Raw genomic sequence first — 17,853 nt, forward strand, 5'->3', positions numbered from 1 at the left:
TTAAAAGGCAAAATTGGCGGCTTGCTGGCTTTTAGAGACGACATACTTGTGCCTGCACAAAATCAAATTGGCCAAATGGGATTGGCAATTGCTGATGCGTTCAACGAGCAAAATAAATTGGGTATGGATGCTAACGGTGAGCTAGGCGGTGATATATTTAATATACCTACCGTGGGTGCTCATGCATACCAAGCTAATACCGGCGGCGCTAGTTTAACGGCCACGCTTGAGGCTGGTAAAGGTAGTGAACTGCCTGCCAGCGACTTTATAGTTACTTATACCGCTAATGCAAATGAAGTGAGCATTCAGCCTATAGATAATAAAGGGGAGCCGATAGGCAGCGCTTCTTTAGCGACGATACCGCCATCAGGTGTTATTGACTCAGATGACATTACGAGTGGGGAGTCGTTTGGTTTACAAATTGATGTAGCAGGTACAGGTAATACAGGTGATCAGTTTCAAATTAAACTTAACTCTGAGGCGGCAACCAGTATTTCCCTTGCGACAAGCCGCGGTGAAGACTTAGCACTGGCATCGCCTATTCGTACAGCTAACAGCATAGATAATGTAGGTACAGCGACTATTTCAGCCGGAGAAGTAACTAGTGTTACCTCGGGTGGCTTTAACACTACCCCTGGTTTAGCCAATGGCGATATAACGTTAGTTAAAACAGGCACTGCAAACGAATATCAAATTACAGATGCAAATGGCACCACTACGTTTACAGTAACGCCTCCAGCAGAGGGCGTACTGGCTCAGGCTGGCGTACCTTATAGCAACTATGGCTTTGATTTTGACATTGAAGGCACGCCAGCCACTGGAGACACCTTTACCCTTGAATTTAACGAAGGCGGTTTTGATGATAACCGTAATGGTTTAAAGCTCGCTGATTTACAAAATGGCGAATTAGTGCGTAAAAATGTAGTGACAACAGCCACTGCCGACAATCACGAAACGTTTAATCAAGCCTATTCAGGGTTAGTGAGTGATATTGGCGTAGTAACCGGCCAAGCCATTACCAGTGCCAGCGCATTTGATGCGTTAGCAGAGCAATCAGAAGCGTGGTATGAGTCGCTCTCAGGTGTAAACCTAGATGAAGAGGCTGCCAATTTACTGCGTTTTCAGCAATCATATTCAGCATCAGCTCAAGTGTTGGCTGCAGCTCAAGAAATTTTTGACACCTTATTAAGTGCAGCGAGGTAATTATGCGTTTATCAAATAACTTAATGTACCAAAACAACATTAATAAAATACTCGATAGCCAACAAAGTGTTGCTAATGCACAAGAGCAAGTAACGACAGGGCAGAAGTATTTAACTACCTCAGAAGCACCTGCTGCTATTTCGCAAGGGATGCTTTACTCAAATAAAATACAAACAAATGAGCAGCACGCTAAAAATATTGACCAGTTGAATAACCGTCTTAATACAGAAGAAATTGTATTAAGCAGCATAACTGATGCAATTCAAAAAGCACAAACACTGGCAATCCAAGCGGGTAACGGTGCCCTCAGTACGAGCGACAAAGCATCTATTGGCAAAGAGTTAGAAGAATTACAACAAACTATTTTGAGTTTAATGAATACCCGCTCAGAAGATGGTAAATTTATTTTTTCAGGTTACCAAGACAGCACTCAACCATACCAGTTTGACTCTACAACAGGTGAGTACACCTATAATGGGGATCAAGGCCAGCATGTTATAACCATAGCTGAAGGAGTGAGTATTAAATCAAGCGATAACGGTTTTGATACGTTTGAGAAAAGCGACGCAAGGTTAGATGTTACTGATAATCAAGCTGCGATCCCGGTAACTACGCCTGCAAATAATATTACAGCAGGCACGGTTTATGTAGATGGCCAAACAGAGTTCGACCGGTTTCATCAAGATAACTACAATGCTGATCCAACCGCAGCGGCAACAGCGAACACGTATAATGTGGTAATAACACCAGGCGCTACCGCCAACGACCCTGATACTTATGAAATTTTGCGCGACGGTGTGTCGCTGAGCCCCGCACAAGTAGGCGAGGTAACGGATGAGCCAATCGATTTTGCAGGCATGAAAATCGAATTTGAAGGCGCAGCACCAGGCCAGCTTGATTTTACCCTCGAAAAGCCGCACAAAGAAAACGTGCTTAATACATTACAATCACTCATTACGGGGTTAAATGATGGCACACTTGAAAACGATGATTTTCAGCAAGTATTAGCCGATGGTGTAGTACAGCTTCAAAATGCAAGTGAGCAAGTTGTGTATACGCAAGCGAGCTTAGGCGGGCGGATGAATGCGGTTGAAAGCGTGAGTGACTCAAATCTTGCGCAAGACATTCAAAACAAAAGTAACCTTTCTGATTTAGTAGAGGTAGACATGGCAGAAGCCATTAGTGAACTCACTAAACAAGAAACCGCACTGCAAGCGTCACAAGCCACGTTTGGCCGTTTAACAAACCTTTCTTTATTTGATTACTTATAAACAGATTATAAGCAGAAATACCTTGCCGCTTTAGCTAATACAAAGCGGCAAAAACCTCCCTCAAAATAGCGGCAATAAATTGTCGTCACTCCAGCTAACCAGATAACTTATTATTAATGTTTGATATTTTGATTGAAAATACTTTAAAAACATATGATTATATTTATTTAAAAGTTGGCACAGTAAATGCTTTTCTAATAATTAGAAATTATCGAATAGTGGTTCCTGTTAAAACGTGTTGAACCACACTCTGTTTAAACCTAGGAGATGGTAAAATGGCATTAACAGTAAATACAAATGTAGCATCACTTAATTCTCAACGTAGTTTGGCTAATTCAACAAATGACTTAAGTACATCGTTTCAACGATTGTCATCAGGTTTGCGTGTTAATAGTGCTAAAGATGATGCTGCAGGGTTACAGATTGGTACTCGTTTAGCCACACAAGAGAATGGCTTAAATCAAGCCGCACGAAATGCTAATGATGGAATATCTATTGCACAAACAGCGGAAGGTGCATTAGAAGAAACGACCAATATGTTGCAACGCATGCGAGTACTCTCTATTCAGTCGGCAAACGGATCTAATAGTGATGATGATCGAGCTGCATTACAAAAAGAATTTGCGCAGCTCCAAGAAGAAATGGATCGAATTGCAGAAACAACTACATTTGGTGGCGTAAATGTTCTCGATGGAACTTATAGCGCTGAATTTCAAGTAGGTGCAGATGCTAATCAAACTATATCAGTTTCAATAGCCGCGAGTATGGGGGCTTCGGGGCTTTCTGTTAATGCAAATACTATTTCGACAGCTGCAGGGGCTCAAACAGCCATAGATAGCATTGATGATGCATTAAAAGCTGTGAACGATGTACGCGCCGATTTAGGTGCAAAGCAAAACCGGTTTAGTTCAACAATACGAAACTTAACAAATATATCGGAAAATGTGGCTGCATCTAAGTCACGAATCATGGATGCCGATTTTGCTAAAGAAAGTGCTAACCTTGCACGCAATCAAGTGCTTCAACAAGCTTCAAGTTCAATGCTCGCTCAAGCCAATCAACAACCCCAAATAGCCCTGTCTCTATTACAATAATTTTTAAATTGTAATATAACAATACCAAGCCAGAACATAGTTCTGGCTTTTAACTTTATGAAAGATAGTAATAAATAAATATTTTAAAAAAAGGCTAAAGTAACTCAATCGAGCGCCGATAACTTAACTGCAGGCAGGAATCATTGAGCTAAATTACAAAACTGTAAAGCTTGATTCCCATCTAGTTAAATTATTAGGAGGCTATCATGGCTTTAAGTGTAAATACTAATGTAATGTCATTAAATTCACAGCGTAACTTATCAAATTCAACAAATGATTTGTCTACATCATATCAACGTTTATCTTCAGGTTTACGCGTTAACAGTGCAGCTGACGACGCCGCGGGCCTTCAAATTGGTTCACGTTTAGAGTCACAAATGAAAGGTCTGGACCAAGCAGCACGTAACGCTAATGACGGTATCTCAATTGCTCAAACAGCGGAAGGTGCATTAGAAGAAACAACAACTATGATGCAGCGTATGCGTGTCTTAGCAATCCAATCTGCCAATGGTTCAAACAGTGCAGATGACCGTGCAGCGTTACAAAAAGAATTTGCTCAGTTGAATGAGGAGATCACACGTGTTGCAGACACAACCACATTCGGTGGTGTGAATGTACTTGATGGCACATATTCTGCGGACTTCCAAGTAGGTGCGGATGCAAGCCAAACTATTGCTGTGTCTATAAGCGTTGCAATGGATGCTACAGGATTATCAACAGGTGGGTTGGATATTAGTACAGCTTCAGGCGCTCAAGCTGCTATAGATGGCTTAGATGATTCACTAAAAGCTGTGAATGATGTTCGTGCAGATCTCGGTGCAAAACAAAACCGCTTTAGCTCGACGATTCGTAACTTAACAAATGTGTCTGAGAATGTAGCTGCGTCTCGTTCACGTATTATGGATGCTGACTTTGCTGCAGAAAGTGCTAGCCTTGCTCGTAACCAAGTATTACAGCAAGCGTCTAGTTCAATGCTTGCGCAGGCTAACCAGCAACCACAGATTGCGCTTTCTCTTCTATAATTAATAAATATTAAACTACAATTAGAAGGACTTGTGTACTGGTGAAGCTGGTGTACAGGTCCTTTTTTGGTTTTAGAGGTGTCAAATGGAAAATATTAACTCAAATCTTAGTAACGACGCGTTTGCTAAGCGCATAAACTCTGAAGTAACTCAAGAGCAAAAGGAGTTTGTTGCTGAACAGGTGAATGCGCTAAAAAATTTAGACGAAAGTCAGCAATCAGAATCGGGTGAAGATATTGTGGCGCAAAATTTGCTTAATTCTGTTGAGAAGTTAGAATCGTTGACCCAACTAAAATCAAAGCAGTTTAAATTTCATATTGATGAACAGACAAGCTCACCTGTTGTTGTGGTTACTGATACAGCAACCGATGAAGTGATAAGACAAATACCAAGTCTGGAAGTTTTGGAGTTGGCAAGTAAAATTGATGAGCTGCAAGAGCAAATTTTTGGCCAGCCTTTAGGTGTTTTGATTGATAAGACAATTTGAGGAATAACGTATGGCTACTATAACGTCAGCTGGGGTTGGCTCTGGTATTGATCTTGAGTCGATTATTGAAGCTACAATTAGTGCGGAAAGAACCGTAAAAGAAAGTCAGTTAAATGAGCGTGAAATCAATTACACCACGCAGCTTTCGGGTGTTGGAACATTTAAATCTGCGCTAGACTCGTTTAATGATGTATTAGCAAAATTAGGTGATGCTGAAACGTATAATTCGCGAATTGTTTCTTTCGCTAATAGTTTAGAAGAATCGGAACAGGCATTTGAGGTGGAAGTAGGCAGCTCAATGCAATCTGGTGACTTTTCTGTTGAAGTCTTGCAATTAGCAAAAGGCTCTAAATTACAATCTGCAGCGCTTGGGTCGGCAGAAGATACTTTAGGTGCCGGTAATTTGACATTTAATGCAGGTGATAACGAATTTACTATTGCAGTTGAAAGTACAGATACGCTCGAAGATATCCGTAATAAAATTAATAAAGCAAGCGAAAATTTTGGTGTTAGTGCAAATATAGTAAATAGTGATAGCGGTGCAGTTTTAACGTTTAGTTCTGCTATCTCAGGAGCAGATAATACTTTGTCTGTTACGACTGATGATGATTCACTTTCAAGTATTGCTACTAATTCACCAAGCGGGGGGGCGAGTCTGTCTGTCCAACAAGCAGCTCAAGATGCTAATGCTTTGATAAATGGGCAGTCTGTAAGTAGTTCAACTAATGAATTAAAAGATAAAATCCAAGGCACAACATTAACTCTTAAATCAACAACAACTGAACCGCAAGAGTTTAGCGTATCAGTTGACGAAGACATAGTAAAAGAAACACTCACAGAATTTGTAGAGGCATATAACTCCCTAAAAGGAACGTTGGACTCGCTATCAAATTCTTCGTCAGGGTTATTAGCCTCTGATAGTACAATTAGAACAATGGAACAGCAATTGCAAAGGATGTTTACTAATGAGTTAGGTGGTACTACTGACATACAATCTTTAATGGAAATTGGTGTTAGTTTTAACCGTGAAGGTGAAATGGAGATTTCATCCCTAGGAATTGGTTCATTGCAAAGCGGAGAAGAGCTATTGAATAGCGCTATTTCTGACAAATTCAGTGCATTGCAAAGTTTTTTTAGTGATGATGATGGACTGGTTCAAAAAGTTGACGGACTGGTTGAGCTTTACACAGGTAGCGATGGTTCGTTAATCAAAAGGGAGCGATCCCTTAATGAATCACTAGAGACGATAGAAACAGATCGTGATGCCTTAGATGAACGTTTAGCAAATCTTGAAGCTTCGCTAAGAAGCCAATATGCTGCTTTAGATAGCGTAATGGCACAGTATCAAACATCTAGCTCATATATTTCGAGTATTTTAACAAATACATCTAATAGTTAGGTTTAAGAGGTGAAAAATGAATTTACGCGCAAATACATACCAAAAAGCTCAAAAAGAGCTTTCTCTTTCTGAGGCAGATCCGCATCAAGTAATTCAGATTCTTATGCGTGAGTTTTTGACTCAAGTTTATCAAGCTAAAGCGTTTATAAATCGAAAAGAAATTGAAGCGAAAAACAATAGTATTAAAAAAGCTATTAGTATTATTGGCGGGCTCAAAGGCGGGTTGAACTTTGAGCAAGGCGGCGGTATCGCAGACAACCTTAATAACCTTTATGATTATATGGTAGTGAGACTTTCAGAAGCCAATACGCAAAACTCGGTTGAAATACTTGATGAAATTAATGAACTATTTTCGCCTATAAAAGAAGCTTGGGATGGTATTTCCGAACAAGATAAACAAAAAGGCTTTGCACTTTTAAAACAAAGCGGCATTTAAGTGAACGAGTTATTAGATGACAAAGCTTTTCGAATCATCGAAAGTTTAGAAGAGTTACTCAAAAAAGAACTCGTTATGATAGAAGATGAAAACTATAGCGGCTTAGCAAAGGTTATAGAAAAGAAAAATAACTTGCTTTACGAGTTACTTTCGCTAACAAATGGACTTGAACAACAAAACAAAGCGTTTGTAAATGCATTTATAAGCAAATTGCAAATAGAAACTGAAAAGCACCATACCATGTTAGGTAATGGAAAATCAAAGTTGCAAGCCTTGTTAACTTCAATGCATAAAAAGAAAAAACACTTACAGGTATACTCAGATGTTATAGGGACAAGCGATAATGAATGACCTAACTTTGGCTATAAATGAAAAACTAAATGAGTTAGAGCGCTATCAAGCATTTTTACAGTCACAAATTGAGAACAGAAAAAAGTATGAAGCAGCGCTAATGGACTTTGTTCGGCCAGATTTTGATTTAGAAAAGATGTTTCAATCTAATATGCAAGCCTTTGAGCACACCTACCCTGATATATTCAATATCTTTTTAAATTATCAGCTCAATCGCTTTGAGTTACATATGGATAACGGTAACGTTAATATTTACGATACTGAGAAAAAGAACAACATATATCAACAAGATGTTTATCAAGATTCGTATGTACAGTATCTCGATTATTGCGAGACGCCCACAGTTTTAACCAATAAGTTTTCAGTGCGAAAAAAGTTAACAGACGACTTTATTCATAGTCAATTCCTCAATGAACTTTCAATTAGTTTAAAAGAGCAGAACGAGAAAAAAAAGCATAATCATTTGCCTAAGGTTATACCTAGTTTAATGTTAATGGGTATAGGGTGTGGTTACCATATAAACTCATTAGTAAAAGAACATATAGTGAAGAAGCTCTACATCTATGAGCCGCATCTTGATTTACTTTATTTGAGCTTATTTTTAACAGATTGGGCGGATATTTTTGAGCAGCTAAACGTACATAATACGGAACTGCATTTTAGCGTGGGTGAGTTTGATACTGAACTGGGTATTAGTAAAGAAGTAGAATCAGTATTTCAACGTTTTGGCCGCTTTTTCTCAGGGTACAGTTTTTTATATAAGCATTACCATGATGATTACTTAGATCGAGTTACCAAGCAACTATCCTTACAGTTTGTCGGTAATATTTTAGGGTTTGGTTTTTATGATGATGCTATTTTAAGTATTGAAAACTTTTCAAAAAACTTCGATGTGCCTTTTCTTAGACCCGATAGTTTAGACGAGTTAAAAAATGTACCTGTCTACTTAATTGCTAACGGCCCATCACTAGATAAAGACATTCAGTGGCTGATTGAACATCAAAATAACGCCATTGTTATAAGTTGCGGCACAGCGCTCAGCGCCTTATACAAATATGGTTTAAAGCCTGACTTTCATTGTGAAATGGAACGCTGTCAAGTAACCCATGATGTTTTAGCGTCGTTTTATGATAAAGCGTTTTTTAGTGGGATTACCTTACTTGCATTAAATACTGTATTGCCTTCTGTTTTTGCTATGTTTGAAGATAAAGTCCAAGGTGTAAAGTGGGGGGAGGCTAGCAGTAAACTTTTCGTTCAAGGCCTGGGGCAGCAGGAAAAACCCGCATTATTGGTAAATTGTAATCCAACAGTGAGTAATTGTGCGTTGGCTTTTTGCGAAAAAATAGGTTTTACAGATATAGCTTTGTTCGGTGTTGATATGGGCTATAAGTCTAAGCAACATCACTCTAGAAACAGTGTCTATTATAAAGGAGACCAAGACTCTGGTTTATATACACACAAAGCTAAGTATAAACTAAAAGCCAATTTTGATGCTGACGCTCTAGTGGAAACAGATGAGATATTTAAGTATTCACACACTGTACTTGAAAGAACATTAGCGCAAAATCCGCATTTAAAGGTAAAAAATTGCAGTGACGGGGCTTATGTTGAAGGTGCTAAGCCAACTCAGGCCGATTCATTAGTTAGTTCGTTAATAGAGAATAAAGCCGCACTGATTTCAAATATAACTGAAACGATTAAAAGTTCAGAGACTTATACTAATGATGCTTTTGTTGCGCTCCATAATGATGTGCCGTTGTTTTTAGATTTGTGTAACTTATTTATTGAGCAACTATCAGGTAAACCAGCTTCTATTAATGTAGCGTTAGAATTATTAGATGAGCAACTTCGTCGCCTTTCAAGTTTTAATAACACTAATATTAGTTACTTTGATGAGTTATTACGCGGAACTATTTTACATACTCATTCTATGTTAGTTAATTCGCTGTATAGTCATGAAGAGGAGGGGCAGGCGTTGGAGAATTTTCATAATAGTGCTCAGATAGTTTGCAGTTACTTTGAAGAGATAAAATCAGATTATGAGGAAAAATTTTCTGAGATTGAACCCTCAATATGAATACATATAAGGGTTTTAATTTTCAATTTGTTAGTATTATTTATAGGTTTAAAATTATATTTTGAACCCACATTACATTAGTAATGTTCAACTTTATAATAATCAATTTAAACCGATACCAAATTTTAAGCCTTTACTGTCACAGTTATTATATGGCACACAAACTCAAGTTACTTGAATAACAATAATACTTAAGTTTTAATCATTAAGTATTATTGTTTTATAGCGATGTCTATTTTTTGGCGTTTATGTCAAAAAACCGCCGCTATTACTTGCATCCATTCAGATCTCGCTTACAATTTAGCTAATAAAATAAATTAGTGAAATTATGGCTCGCTAACTATGATCTTGATTTTAGATAATAATAATAACCGTGCAATAGGATTAAATGCATCGCTTACCTTTATTGGGGAAGCTGTGCAGTTACTTGACGAAAGTGATTTTGAGCAAGTATCTAGTAAGTATCAACAACAAGAATGCATTGTTATTTTAGGTGCATTGCAAAGCTTAGATCATGAAAGCTTAATTAAGCGTTTTCCAACCCTGCCTTTTTTACTGATTGGTGAAACACTCAAGCCCTTATTAAGTATTGCTAATGTAGTGGGCTTAATTTGTGAGCCGTTTAATCACGAAGTAACCACACAGTTATTACACGACTGCCAACAGTACCAACGTATGCTTCCTGGAAGTCACAAGCATCATAAACCACACAAAACATTTGATGGTTTAGTTGGCGAAACAGACGCAGTTAAAAACGTACGCTTTTTAATTGAGCAAGTGGCTAAAACCGATGCAAACGTGCTTATTTTAGGTGAGTCGGGTACAGGTAAAGAGGTGGTTGCGCGTAACGTCCATTTATTATCTAAACGCAATACTGGGCCGTTTGTACCAGTAAACTGTGGTGCTATTCCTGGAGAGTTGCTCGAAAGCGAGTTATTCGGTCACGAAAAAGGGGCGTTTACCGGCGCTATTTCTGCACGTAAAGGGCGCTTTGAATTGGCTCAAGGCGGTACGCTATTTTTAGATGAAATTGGCGATATGCCGCTGCAAATGCAAGTAAAGTTATTGCGTGTATTACAAGAGCGCAGCTACGAGCGTGTAGGTGGCACAAAAGCTATTCAAGCAGATGTACGGGTGATTGCCGCTACTCATCGCAACCTTGAGGAAATGATTGAAAAGGGCAGCTTTAGGGAAGATTTATATTACCGTCTAAACGTGTTTCCTATTGAAAACCCGTCACTTAATGAACGTGCTGACGACATACCTTTATTACTTAAAGAGCTAATGCGCCGTGTTAATGAGCAAAGTGGTACGTCGGCTAAATTTACAGAGCGCGCGGTTGAGAGCCTCAAAGAACATGCTTGGCCTGGTAATATCCGAGAGCTTGCTAATTTAGTGGAGCGCATGGTGATTATGTTCCCTGAAAAAGTAGTGGATGTACCCGATTTACCCAATAAATATCGCTACATCGAGGTAGACGCATACGAGCCAGAGTACCCTGAAGAGCTACTTGAAAAAGATGCCTTTAACGATATTTTTAGCTCAGGTTTTAGCGATTATGATAATGAACCTGAGCCTGAATTTAGCCAACCGGGATCTGGCGTATTACCCGAAGAAGGTATAGAGCTTAAAGATTATTTAGCAGAGCTTGAAATAAGCTTAATTACCCAAGCGTTAGAGCGTTTTGATTACGTTGTTGCGCGCGCCGCAGAAATATTAGGTGTAAGGCGTACAACGCTTGTTGAAAAAATGAAAAAGTACAATCTATCGCGAGATTAGCAGTATGCAAATGGTGAAAGACTTTTCGTTATTTATTATTCATTTTTGAGGAGTTAATTTACGGGCTTTGCCCGTCACGCAAGCAAGCTTCGCGTTTACAAGATAAACGCAAACTTAAACTTTGGCGGTAGACGCGAAGCTTGCTCGCGTAAAAAGCGCAGCTTCTAATTACTTAGCCCCCCCAAAAAACGAGGTCAAATGAGAAACCACAATTAACTTACACGTTACTTCTCTAAAGCGAGCCTTTAAACCTCTTTGTGAGCAAATCGCTTACTCACTAAACGCCTTTATAATTTCTTCTTTTCTAAAACAATCATTACTGTGATCGTTTACCATGCCACAGGCCTGCATATGTGCGTATACCGTTGTAGGGCCCAAAAATTTAAAACCTCGTTTTTTTAAATCTTTTGCAAACGCTTTTGACTCCTCGGTAATTGCAGGGGTGTCTTCAACACTATTTAAATCACTAATAATTGGTTTATTGCCCACAAATCGCCATTGGTAATTACTAAAGCTGCCAAATTCTTTTTGAATCTCAATAAACCGCTGAGCATTATTAACGGTGGCAGCAATTTTTAAGCGGTTACGCACTATGCTCTCATCTTGCATTAGCCGTTCTATATCATCGGCTGTAAAGTTAGCCACTTTTTGCACATTAAAATTAGCAAATGCTTTTTTATAGCCTGCGCGCTTTTTTAAAATGGTGTACCAACTTAAGCCCGCTTGCGCCGACTCGAGAGTAATAAATTCAAATAATTTCGTGTCGTCATAAAGGGGGGCTCCCCATTCTTCATCATGGTATTTCACATAATCAGGCTTTGTGGCGTCGAGCCATGCACAACGGCATTTATTTTGCTCACTCATTATTATTCCTTTTAGTGTGCGTCATTTTTTTGTTACGCGATATTGTAAGGTAACTAAATGAAAAATATATAAAATAATATTGGTATAAATTGTGCATTTAGCCCTGTATCTACATCATTAAGAGATTTGATTATGGCCCTTGCGAGTGTACTTAAACCACAGTTTATTACTGCAAAACAGTATAACCCATGTTTACTTCAAGAAGAGTACATTGGTGAATTAAGTGATTTAAGACAGCAAGCAAGTTGGCTGTCGCACTTAGTTGATACTATGCCTGCGGGTGTTGTTGTGCTTGATGGCAAAGGGCTTATCGCAAAAGCCAATCAAATAGCGATTGATATGTTAGGCGAGCCGCTCGAAGGAGAGAAGTGGTTTAACATTATTCAACGCTCTTTTCGTCCCCACCAAGATGATGGACATGAAGTGTCGCTCAAAGATGGGCGACTTATAAAGCTTGATATTACTGCGCTAGCGCCAGAGCCTGGGCAATTAATATTAATGACAGATTTAACAGAAACGCGCCGTTTGCAAAAGCGCGTAGCCCATATGCAGCGCCTAAGCGCGTTAGGTAAAATGGTGGCATCGCTTGCGCACCAAGTGCGTACACCGCTCTCGGCGGCTATGTTGTACGCGGCCAATTTGGGCTCTAAAAAGCTACCAGAGTCATCACGGGATAACTTTCAAACTAAGTTAATGTCGCGTTTAAAAGATTTAGAAACCCAAGTTAACGATATGCTACTTTTTGCCAAAAGCGGCGAGCAACAAGTGGTTGAACAGGTTTCTATGCAGCAGCTTTTAAACGAGGTAAAACTAGGTGCCGATGCAATGGTGGCCTTAAATAACAGCTCACTTGTTGTTGAGCTACCAGAGCCAGACATAGAAATTACCGGTAATAAAACCGCGCTGGCCAGTGCTATTCAAAACCTTATTCACAATAGTATTCAAATTATTGGCAGCCAAGCCCAGGTGACATTAAAAGCGCAGCGCGATAGTAGCGAACCCGATACCGTGCGTATTAGCGTATGCGATAACGGCCCTGGTGTAGAGTTGAGCAAAATAGAGAAAATTTTTGAACCGTTTTATACCACAAAAAGCCAAGGTACAGGGCTTGGGCTTGCTGTTGTAAGCTCTGTGGCTAATGCGCATCAAGGACGTGTTGAAGTGGTTAATAATGCCAATGGTGGTGCATGTTTTAGTTTATTGCTGCCCATATGCACGGCCTCAACGCAGGAGAAAACAGCATGAGTAATACAATACTAGTGGTTGAAGATGATGCAGGTTTAAGAGAAGCACTCATAGACACGTTAGAGATGTCGGGTATTGCCTGTGTTGCAGCCGATAGTGCTGAGCAAGCCATGATCCAATTAAAAAAATCTGAGTTTTCATTAGTGGTCAGCGACGTGCAAATGGGCGCGATGAGCGGCCTAGATTTACTTAGAAGCATTAAGCTTAACTACCCAGATCTCCCCGTATTAATGATGACTGCCTATGCAACGATTGATGATGCAGTAGAGGCAATGCGCTTAGGCGCAATTGATTATATGGCTAAACCATTTGCCCCTGAGGTGCTTTTAAATATGGTTAGTCGGTATTTACCCGAAAAGCCAAAAGACACTGACGGCCCAATTGTTGCCGACCCTAGCAGTATTGCGCTTTTAGAACTGGCGAGCAAAGTGGCGCGCTCAGATGCAAGTGTTATGGTGCTAGGCCCTAGTGGCTCTGGTAAAGAAGTGCTAGCGCGATACATTCACGATAAATCAAACCGATGCGATGCGCCTTTTGTGGCAATAAACTGTGCGGCTATTCCCGAAAACATGCTTGAAGCTACTTTATTTGGCTACGAAAAAGGCGCGTTTACCGGTGCAATACAAGCATGCCCAGGTAAATTTGAACAAGCCCAAGGCGGCACCATATTACTTGATGAAATAACCGAAATGGACTTGGGGCTGCAAGCTAAGCTATTACGGGTATTGCAAGAGCGTGAAGTTGAGCGTTTAGGTGCCCGAAAAACAATTTCACTCGATGTAAGAGTACTCGCCACCAGTAACCGCGACCTAAAAGAAGCCGTTGCAGATAACCAATTTAGAGAAGACTTATATTATCGCTTAAATGTATTCCCCCTAATGTGGCGACCGCTCTGTGAGCGCCCAGGGGATATAATTGTATTGGCTAAGCATTTAATAGAGCGCCATTTAGTTAAAAGTAAAGAGCCGCTAGCAACGCTTGATAGTGCCGCTGAACAAAAATTACTAAGCCATGCATGGCCTGGTAATGTACGCGAGCTTGATAACGTAATTCAACGTGCGCTTATTTTGCGAACGGGCAATGCAATTGGCGAACAGGCTATTTTTATTGAAAACTTAATGCAAGCGCCAATTAACAGTATGCCTAAACAGGAGATAGCGCCTGAGCAAGTGAGTACTTCCAGTGGCGCGTATTATGATGACAAAATAACGCCTGCAGAGGTGAGTAGCTCCCTGCCTAGTGTTGATACTGGCAGCTATAAAGATGAGCTAAAAGATAAAGAGCATAAAATAATATTAGAAACCCTAGCGCGCTGCCAAGGCAAACGAAAAGATGTTGCACAAACACTTGGGATCAGCCCGCGTACTTTACGTTATAAACTAGCACAAATGCGCGATTTAGGTATTTCGCTGCCCGCATAACTTTATCCCTTTCTTCCATATAACCCTAAACTAACCACGCTTAGTTTAGGGTTGTCAAATCTCTGACTCTCAAAAACAATAGTTAACCTTTTGTAATTAAAGGTTTATTTTTATGGCACACTTTGTGCTTTATTCCCTTTATGAACGTTAACTGCATTTGCCAGAGAAAATTATGAAAATTCAAAACAGCGCGCTATTTCAAGAAATGCAATCAATGGCTTTAGAAGCAGGCCATACAAATCAAATCAATAAGCTACCTACTCAAGCTCAGCCGACATCGTCTGCTCAATTTGGTGACTTACTAAGTGATGCATTAAACACGGTTAATGGCTTACAACAAGATGCCAAACAAAAAGTAGTGGCTGTTGAAATGGGTGATAGAAGTGTATCGCTTGCTGAGGCAATGATTGCCTCACAAAAATCGTCAGTGGCATTTGAGGCTACAGTACAAGTAAGAAATAAACTTGTTGAGTCATACCAAGAAATTATGAACATGCCTGTTTAAGTAGGTAGTGGAGAATTATTGTGGCGCAATCTAATCAATCAACAGATCTTGCTCTTGCTGGCGGCGGTATTGACCAAAGCGAAGATAACGAGCAACAAGAACAAAAGTCGGGCTACTTAAGCGCCTTAAATGGTGTTGATGTGCTTCGCCAAGTCACCCTTATTATTGCGCTGGCTATTTGTTTAGCTATTGCTATATTTGTGATTATTTGGGCACGTCAGCCAGACATGCGTCCGCTGGGTAAAATGCCAACAGAAGAGCTGATCCAAACCCTTGATTTTTTAGATGCACAAAAAATTGACTACGAGCTAGATGGCAACGTAATTTCGGTTGATGAAAGCGAGTATCAAAACATTAAATTGCTGATGGCCCGTGAAGGCCTAGAGCAAGGTCCTACCTCAGGCACCGATATCATAATGCAAGATATGGGCTTTGGTGTTAGCCAGCGATTAGAGCGAGAACGTTTAAAACATGGCCGCGAGCAACAACTTGCCCGCACCATAGAAGAATTAAACAACGTAACACGCGCTAAAGTTTTATTAGCCATTCCAAAAGAAAACGTATTTGCACGTAGAGAGAAAAAGCCATCAGCCACAGTGGTATTAACTCTTAAGCGCGGCAGAATGCTTGATGGCGAAGAAATTGACTCAGTGGTTGATATGATTGCCTCTGCAGTACAAGGGCTTGAGCCTTCACGTGTTACGGTAACAGATCAAAACGGCCGCTTACTTAATTCAGGCTCGCAAGACTCATTAGCAGCACGCTCTCGTAAAGAGTACGACATTGAAAGAAAGCGTGAGCAAGAGTATTTAGAAAAAATAGACAGTATTCTTATTCCCGTAGTCGGCTTGGGTAACTACACTGCGCAAGTTGATTTAAACATGGACTTTAGCTCAGTAGAAGAAACACAAAAGCGCTACAACCCAGACTTACCAGCAGTAAGAAGCGAAACCACATTTGAAGAGAACAACATTGGTGGCTTAGCGGTAGGAATTCCTGGGGCACTGACTAATCAGCCACCTATGAATTCAACTATTCCAGAAGTGGCAGGTCAAGGCAATGCTGGTACGGCAACGAACCCAAGCCGAGTGCATAAAGAGGCTACACGTAACTTTGAGCTAGACACCACCATTTCGCATAAGCGCCAGCAAACAGGGGTTATTCGCAGAATTAGCGTCTCGGTTGCCGTTGATTATGTGCCAAAAGTAGGTGAAAACGGCGAAACAGCTATGGCGCCGCGCTCGGTAGAGGCTTTGTCAAATATACGTCGCCTATTACAAGGTGGGGTAGGTTTTGATATGCAACGCGGCGATGCATTAGAGGTGGTAACCGTGCCATTTGTACGCGAAGCAGTTGATTTAGACTTAGAAGTACCGCTGTGGGAGCAGGACTGGTTTATGAAAATCGTCCGCTTAGTACTGGGTGCGCTGGTTATTATTGTGCTTATTATGGCAGTTGTTAAGCCTATGCTTAAACGCTTAATATACCCAGATGATACGCTCGAAGAGTACGATGAAGATGCATTAAGCTCAGGAGTTGATATTGGCGATAGCACGCTAGATATGCTAAATAAAGACTTTGATTCTGCTTCTGTAGGCTTCTCAAGCGATGGTACACTACAGCTGCCAGATTTACATGGCGACGAAGATTTGCTTAAAGCGGTAAGAGCACTTGTAGCGAACGAACCTGAACTCTCATCACAAGTAGTGAAAGCGTGGTTAACAGAAGATGACTGATCAAGAACAAAAACAACTCCCGCCAGCGTTTGATGTTGACAAGTTAGATGGCGTAGATAAAGCCGCGATTCTTTTATTGAGCTTATCTGAAGAAGACGCAGCGCAAATACTTAAACACTTAGAGCCTAAGCAAGTGCAAAAAGTGGGTATGGCAATGGCTGCGCTAGATGACTTGTCACAATCTAAAATAAGCGCAGTTCACAACTTATTTATAGAACAAATACAAAGCTTTAGTACAATTGGCTTCCAGTCAGAAGACTTTATTAAAAAGGCGCTTACCGCCGCATTAGGTGAAGATAAAGCTGCTAGTTTAATAGACCAAATTGTAATGGGCTCGGGCGCTAAAGGCTTAGATTCACTTAAATGGATGGACTCAAAGCAAGTTGCCAATATTATTCGTAATGAGCACCCGCAAATTCAAACTATTGTTTTATCGTATTTAGAGCCTGAGCAATCTGCAGAAATCCTAGCGCAATTTCCTGAAAAAGTGCGCCTAGATTTAACTATGCGTATTGCGAACCTTGAAGAAGTGCAACCTGCAGCATTGCAAGAACTTAACGAGATTATGGAAAAACAATTTGCCGGCCAAGCAGGCGCACAAGCCGCTAAAATGGGTGGCTTAAAAGCCGCGGCAGATATAATGAACTACCTAGATACAAATGTAGAAGGGCAGTTGATGGACTCTATTCGTGAGCACGATGAAGAAATGTCTCAGCAAATTCAAGATCTTATGTTTGTGTTTGAAAACCTTATGGATGTGGATGACCGCGGTATTCAAGCCATATTGCGTGAGGTACAGCAAGACGTACTAATGAAAGCAATTAAAGGGACTGACGAAGCGCTTAAAGATAAAATTTTGGGTAATATGTCTAAACGTGCAGCCGAAATGCTTGCCGATGACTTAGAAGCAATGGCACCAGTTAGAATAAGTGAAGTAGAAGCTGCCCAAAAAGAAGTGCTTTC

The 17,853-nt window shown here is 40.3% G+C and carries 16 protein-coding genes; 15 read left to right on the forward strand and 1 reads right to left on the reverse strand.

Features of this window, described 5'->3' with window-relative positions:
• From B2R65_RS14980 to B2R65_RS15025, 10 genes are all read left to right on the forward strand, one after another.
• On the forward strand, nucleotides 1–1,203 hold a 1,203-nt coding region (locus tag B2R65_RS14980), incomplete at its 5' end, for a FlgK family flagellar hook-associated protein (protein WP_286744024.1).
• A gap of 2 nt (nucleotides 1,204–1,205) precedes the next feature.
• Nucleotides 1,206–2,474 carry a flagellar hook-associated protein FlgL gene (flgL, locus tag B2R65_RS14985; protein WP_286744027.1) on the forward strand — a complete coding sequence of 423 codons (1,269 nt, stop codon included), beginning with the start codon at nucleotides 1,206–1,208 and terminating at the stop codon, nucleotides 2,472–2,474.
• 275 nt (nucleotides 2,475–2,749) lie between these two features.
• Nucleotides 2,750–3,568, forward strand: a complete 819-nt coding sequence (locus B2R65_RS14990; protein WP_286744030.1) for a flagellin N-terminal helical domain-containing protein — start codon at nucleotides 2,750–2,752, stop codon at nucleotides 3,566–3,568.
• Nucleotides 3,569–3,774: 206 nt separating this feature from the next.
• The gene (locus tag B2R65_RS14995) at nucleotides 3,775–4,590 is read left to right on the forward strand and encodes a flagellin N-terminal helical domain-containing protein (protein ID WP_286744033.1); all 816 of its coding nucleotides are present in this window, start codon (nucleotides 3,775–3,777) and stop codon (nucleotides 4,588–4,590) included.
• Between the two features lie 85 nt (nucleotides 4,591–4,675).
• Nucleotides 4,676–5,077 (forward strand): flagellar protein FlaG, encoded by a 402-nt coding sequence (locus tag B2R65_RS15000; RefSeq protein WP_286744036.1) that lies wholly within the window; start codon nucleotides 4,676–4,678, stop codon nucleotides 5,075–5,077.
• A gap of 10 nt (nucleotides 5,078–5,087) precedes the next feature.
• Nucleotides 5,088–6,476, forward strand: a complete 1,389-nt coding sequence (gene fliD / locus B2R65_RS15005) for a flagellar filament capping protein FliD (protein WP_286744038.1) — start codon at nucleotides 5,088–5,090, stop codon at nucleotides 6,474–6,476.
• Nucleotides 6,477–6,492: 16 nt separating this feature from the next.
• Nucleotides 6,493–6,912 (forward strand): flagellar export chaperone FliS, encoded by a 420-nt coding sequence (gene fliS / locus B2R65_RS15010; RefSeq protein ID WP_286744041.1) that lies wholly within the window; start codon nucleotides 6,493–6,495, stop codon nucleotides 6,910–6,912.
• Complete coding sequence (locus B2R65_RS15015) at nucleotides 6,913–7,263, forward strand: hypothetical protein (protein WP_286744042.1); 351 nt, start codon at nucleotides 6,913–6,915, stop codon at nucleotides 7,261–7,263.
• Nucleotides 7,256–9,340: a motility associated factor glycosyltransferase family protein gene (locus tag B2R65_RS15020; protein ID WP_286744044.1), complete on the forward strand. Its 2,085-nt coding sequence runs from the start codon at nucleotides 7,256–7,258 to the stop codon at nucleotides 9,338–9,340. The genes B2R65_RS15015 and B2R65_RS15020 overlap by 8 nt, the downstream gene beginning before the upstream one ends.
• Nucleotides 9,341–9,682: 342 nt before the next feature.
• Nucleotides 9,683–11,119, forward strand: a complete 1,437-nt coding sequence (locus tag B2R65_RS15025; protein ID WP_286744046.1) for a sigma-54 dependent transcriptional regulator — start codon at nucleotides 9,683–9,685, stop codon at nucleotides 11,117–11,119.
• Between the two features lie 270 nt (nucleotides 11,120–11,389).
• Here B2R65_RS15025 and B2R65_RS15030 read toward each other — a convergent pair whose 3' ends face one another.
• Nucleotides 11,390–11,983, reverse strand: coding sequence for a DNA-3-methyladenine glycosylase I (locus B2R65_RS15030; protein ID WP_286744049.1), 594 nt, complete (start codon nucleotides 11,981–11,983; stop codon nucleotides 11,390–11,392).
• A 132-nt stretch (nucleotides 11,984–12,115) separates the two neighbouring features.
• On the opposite strand from B2R65_RS15030, the gene B2R65_RS15035 reads away from it, so the two are divergent.
• The 5 genes from B2R65_RS15035 to fliG form a co-directional block, all read left to right on the forward strand.
• Nucleotides 12,116–13,228, forward strand: coding sequence for a sensor histidine kinase (locus B2R65_RS15035; RefSeq protein WP_286744051.1), 1,113 nt, complete (start codon nucleotides 12,116–12,118; stop codon nucleotides 13,226–13,228).
• Nucleotides 13,225–14,649, forward strand: coding sequence for a sigma-54-dependent transcriptional regulator (locus B2R65_RS15040; RefSeq protein WP_286744054.1), 1,425 nt, complete (start codon nucleotides 13,225–13,227; stop codon nucleotides 14,647–14,649). The genes B2R65_RS15035 and B2R65_RS15040 overlap by 4 nt, the downstream gene beginning before the upstream one ends.
• A gap of 172 nt (nucleotides 14,650–14,821) precedes the next feature.
• The gene (gene fliE / locus B2R65_RS15045; RefSeq protein WP_004588289.1) at nucleotides 14,822–15,154 is read left to right on the forward strand and encodes a flagellar hook-basal body complex protein FliE; all 333 of its coding nucleotides are present in this window, start codon (nucleotides 14,822–14,824) and stop codon (nucleotides 15,152–15,154) included.
• 20 nt (nucleotides 15,155–15,174) lie between these two features.
• Nucleotides 15,175–16,890, forward strand: a complete 1,716-nt coding sequence (gene fliF, locus B2R65_RS15050; protein WP_286744055.1) for a flagellar basal-body MS-ring/collar protein FliF — start codon at nucleotides 15,175–15,177, stop codon at nucleotides 16,888–16,890.
• A partial coding sequence (gene fliG, locus B2R65_RS15055) for a flagellar motor switch protein FliG (RefSeq protein WP_286744058.1) occupies nucleotides 16,883–17,853 on the forward strand: 971 nt, incomplete at its 3' end. The genes fliF and fliG, both read left to right, overlap by 8 nt.

This window comes from Pseudoalteromonas sp. UBA2102, assembly GCF_002331165.1.
Lineage (GTDB): Bacteria > Pseudomonadota > Gammaproteobacteria > Enterobacterales > Alteromonadaceae > Pseudoalteromonas > Pseudoalteromonas atlantica.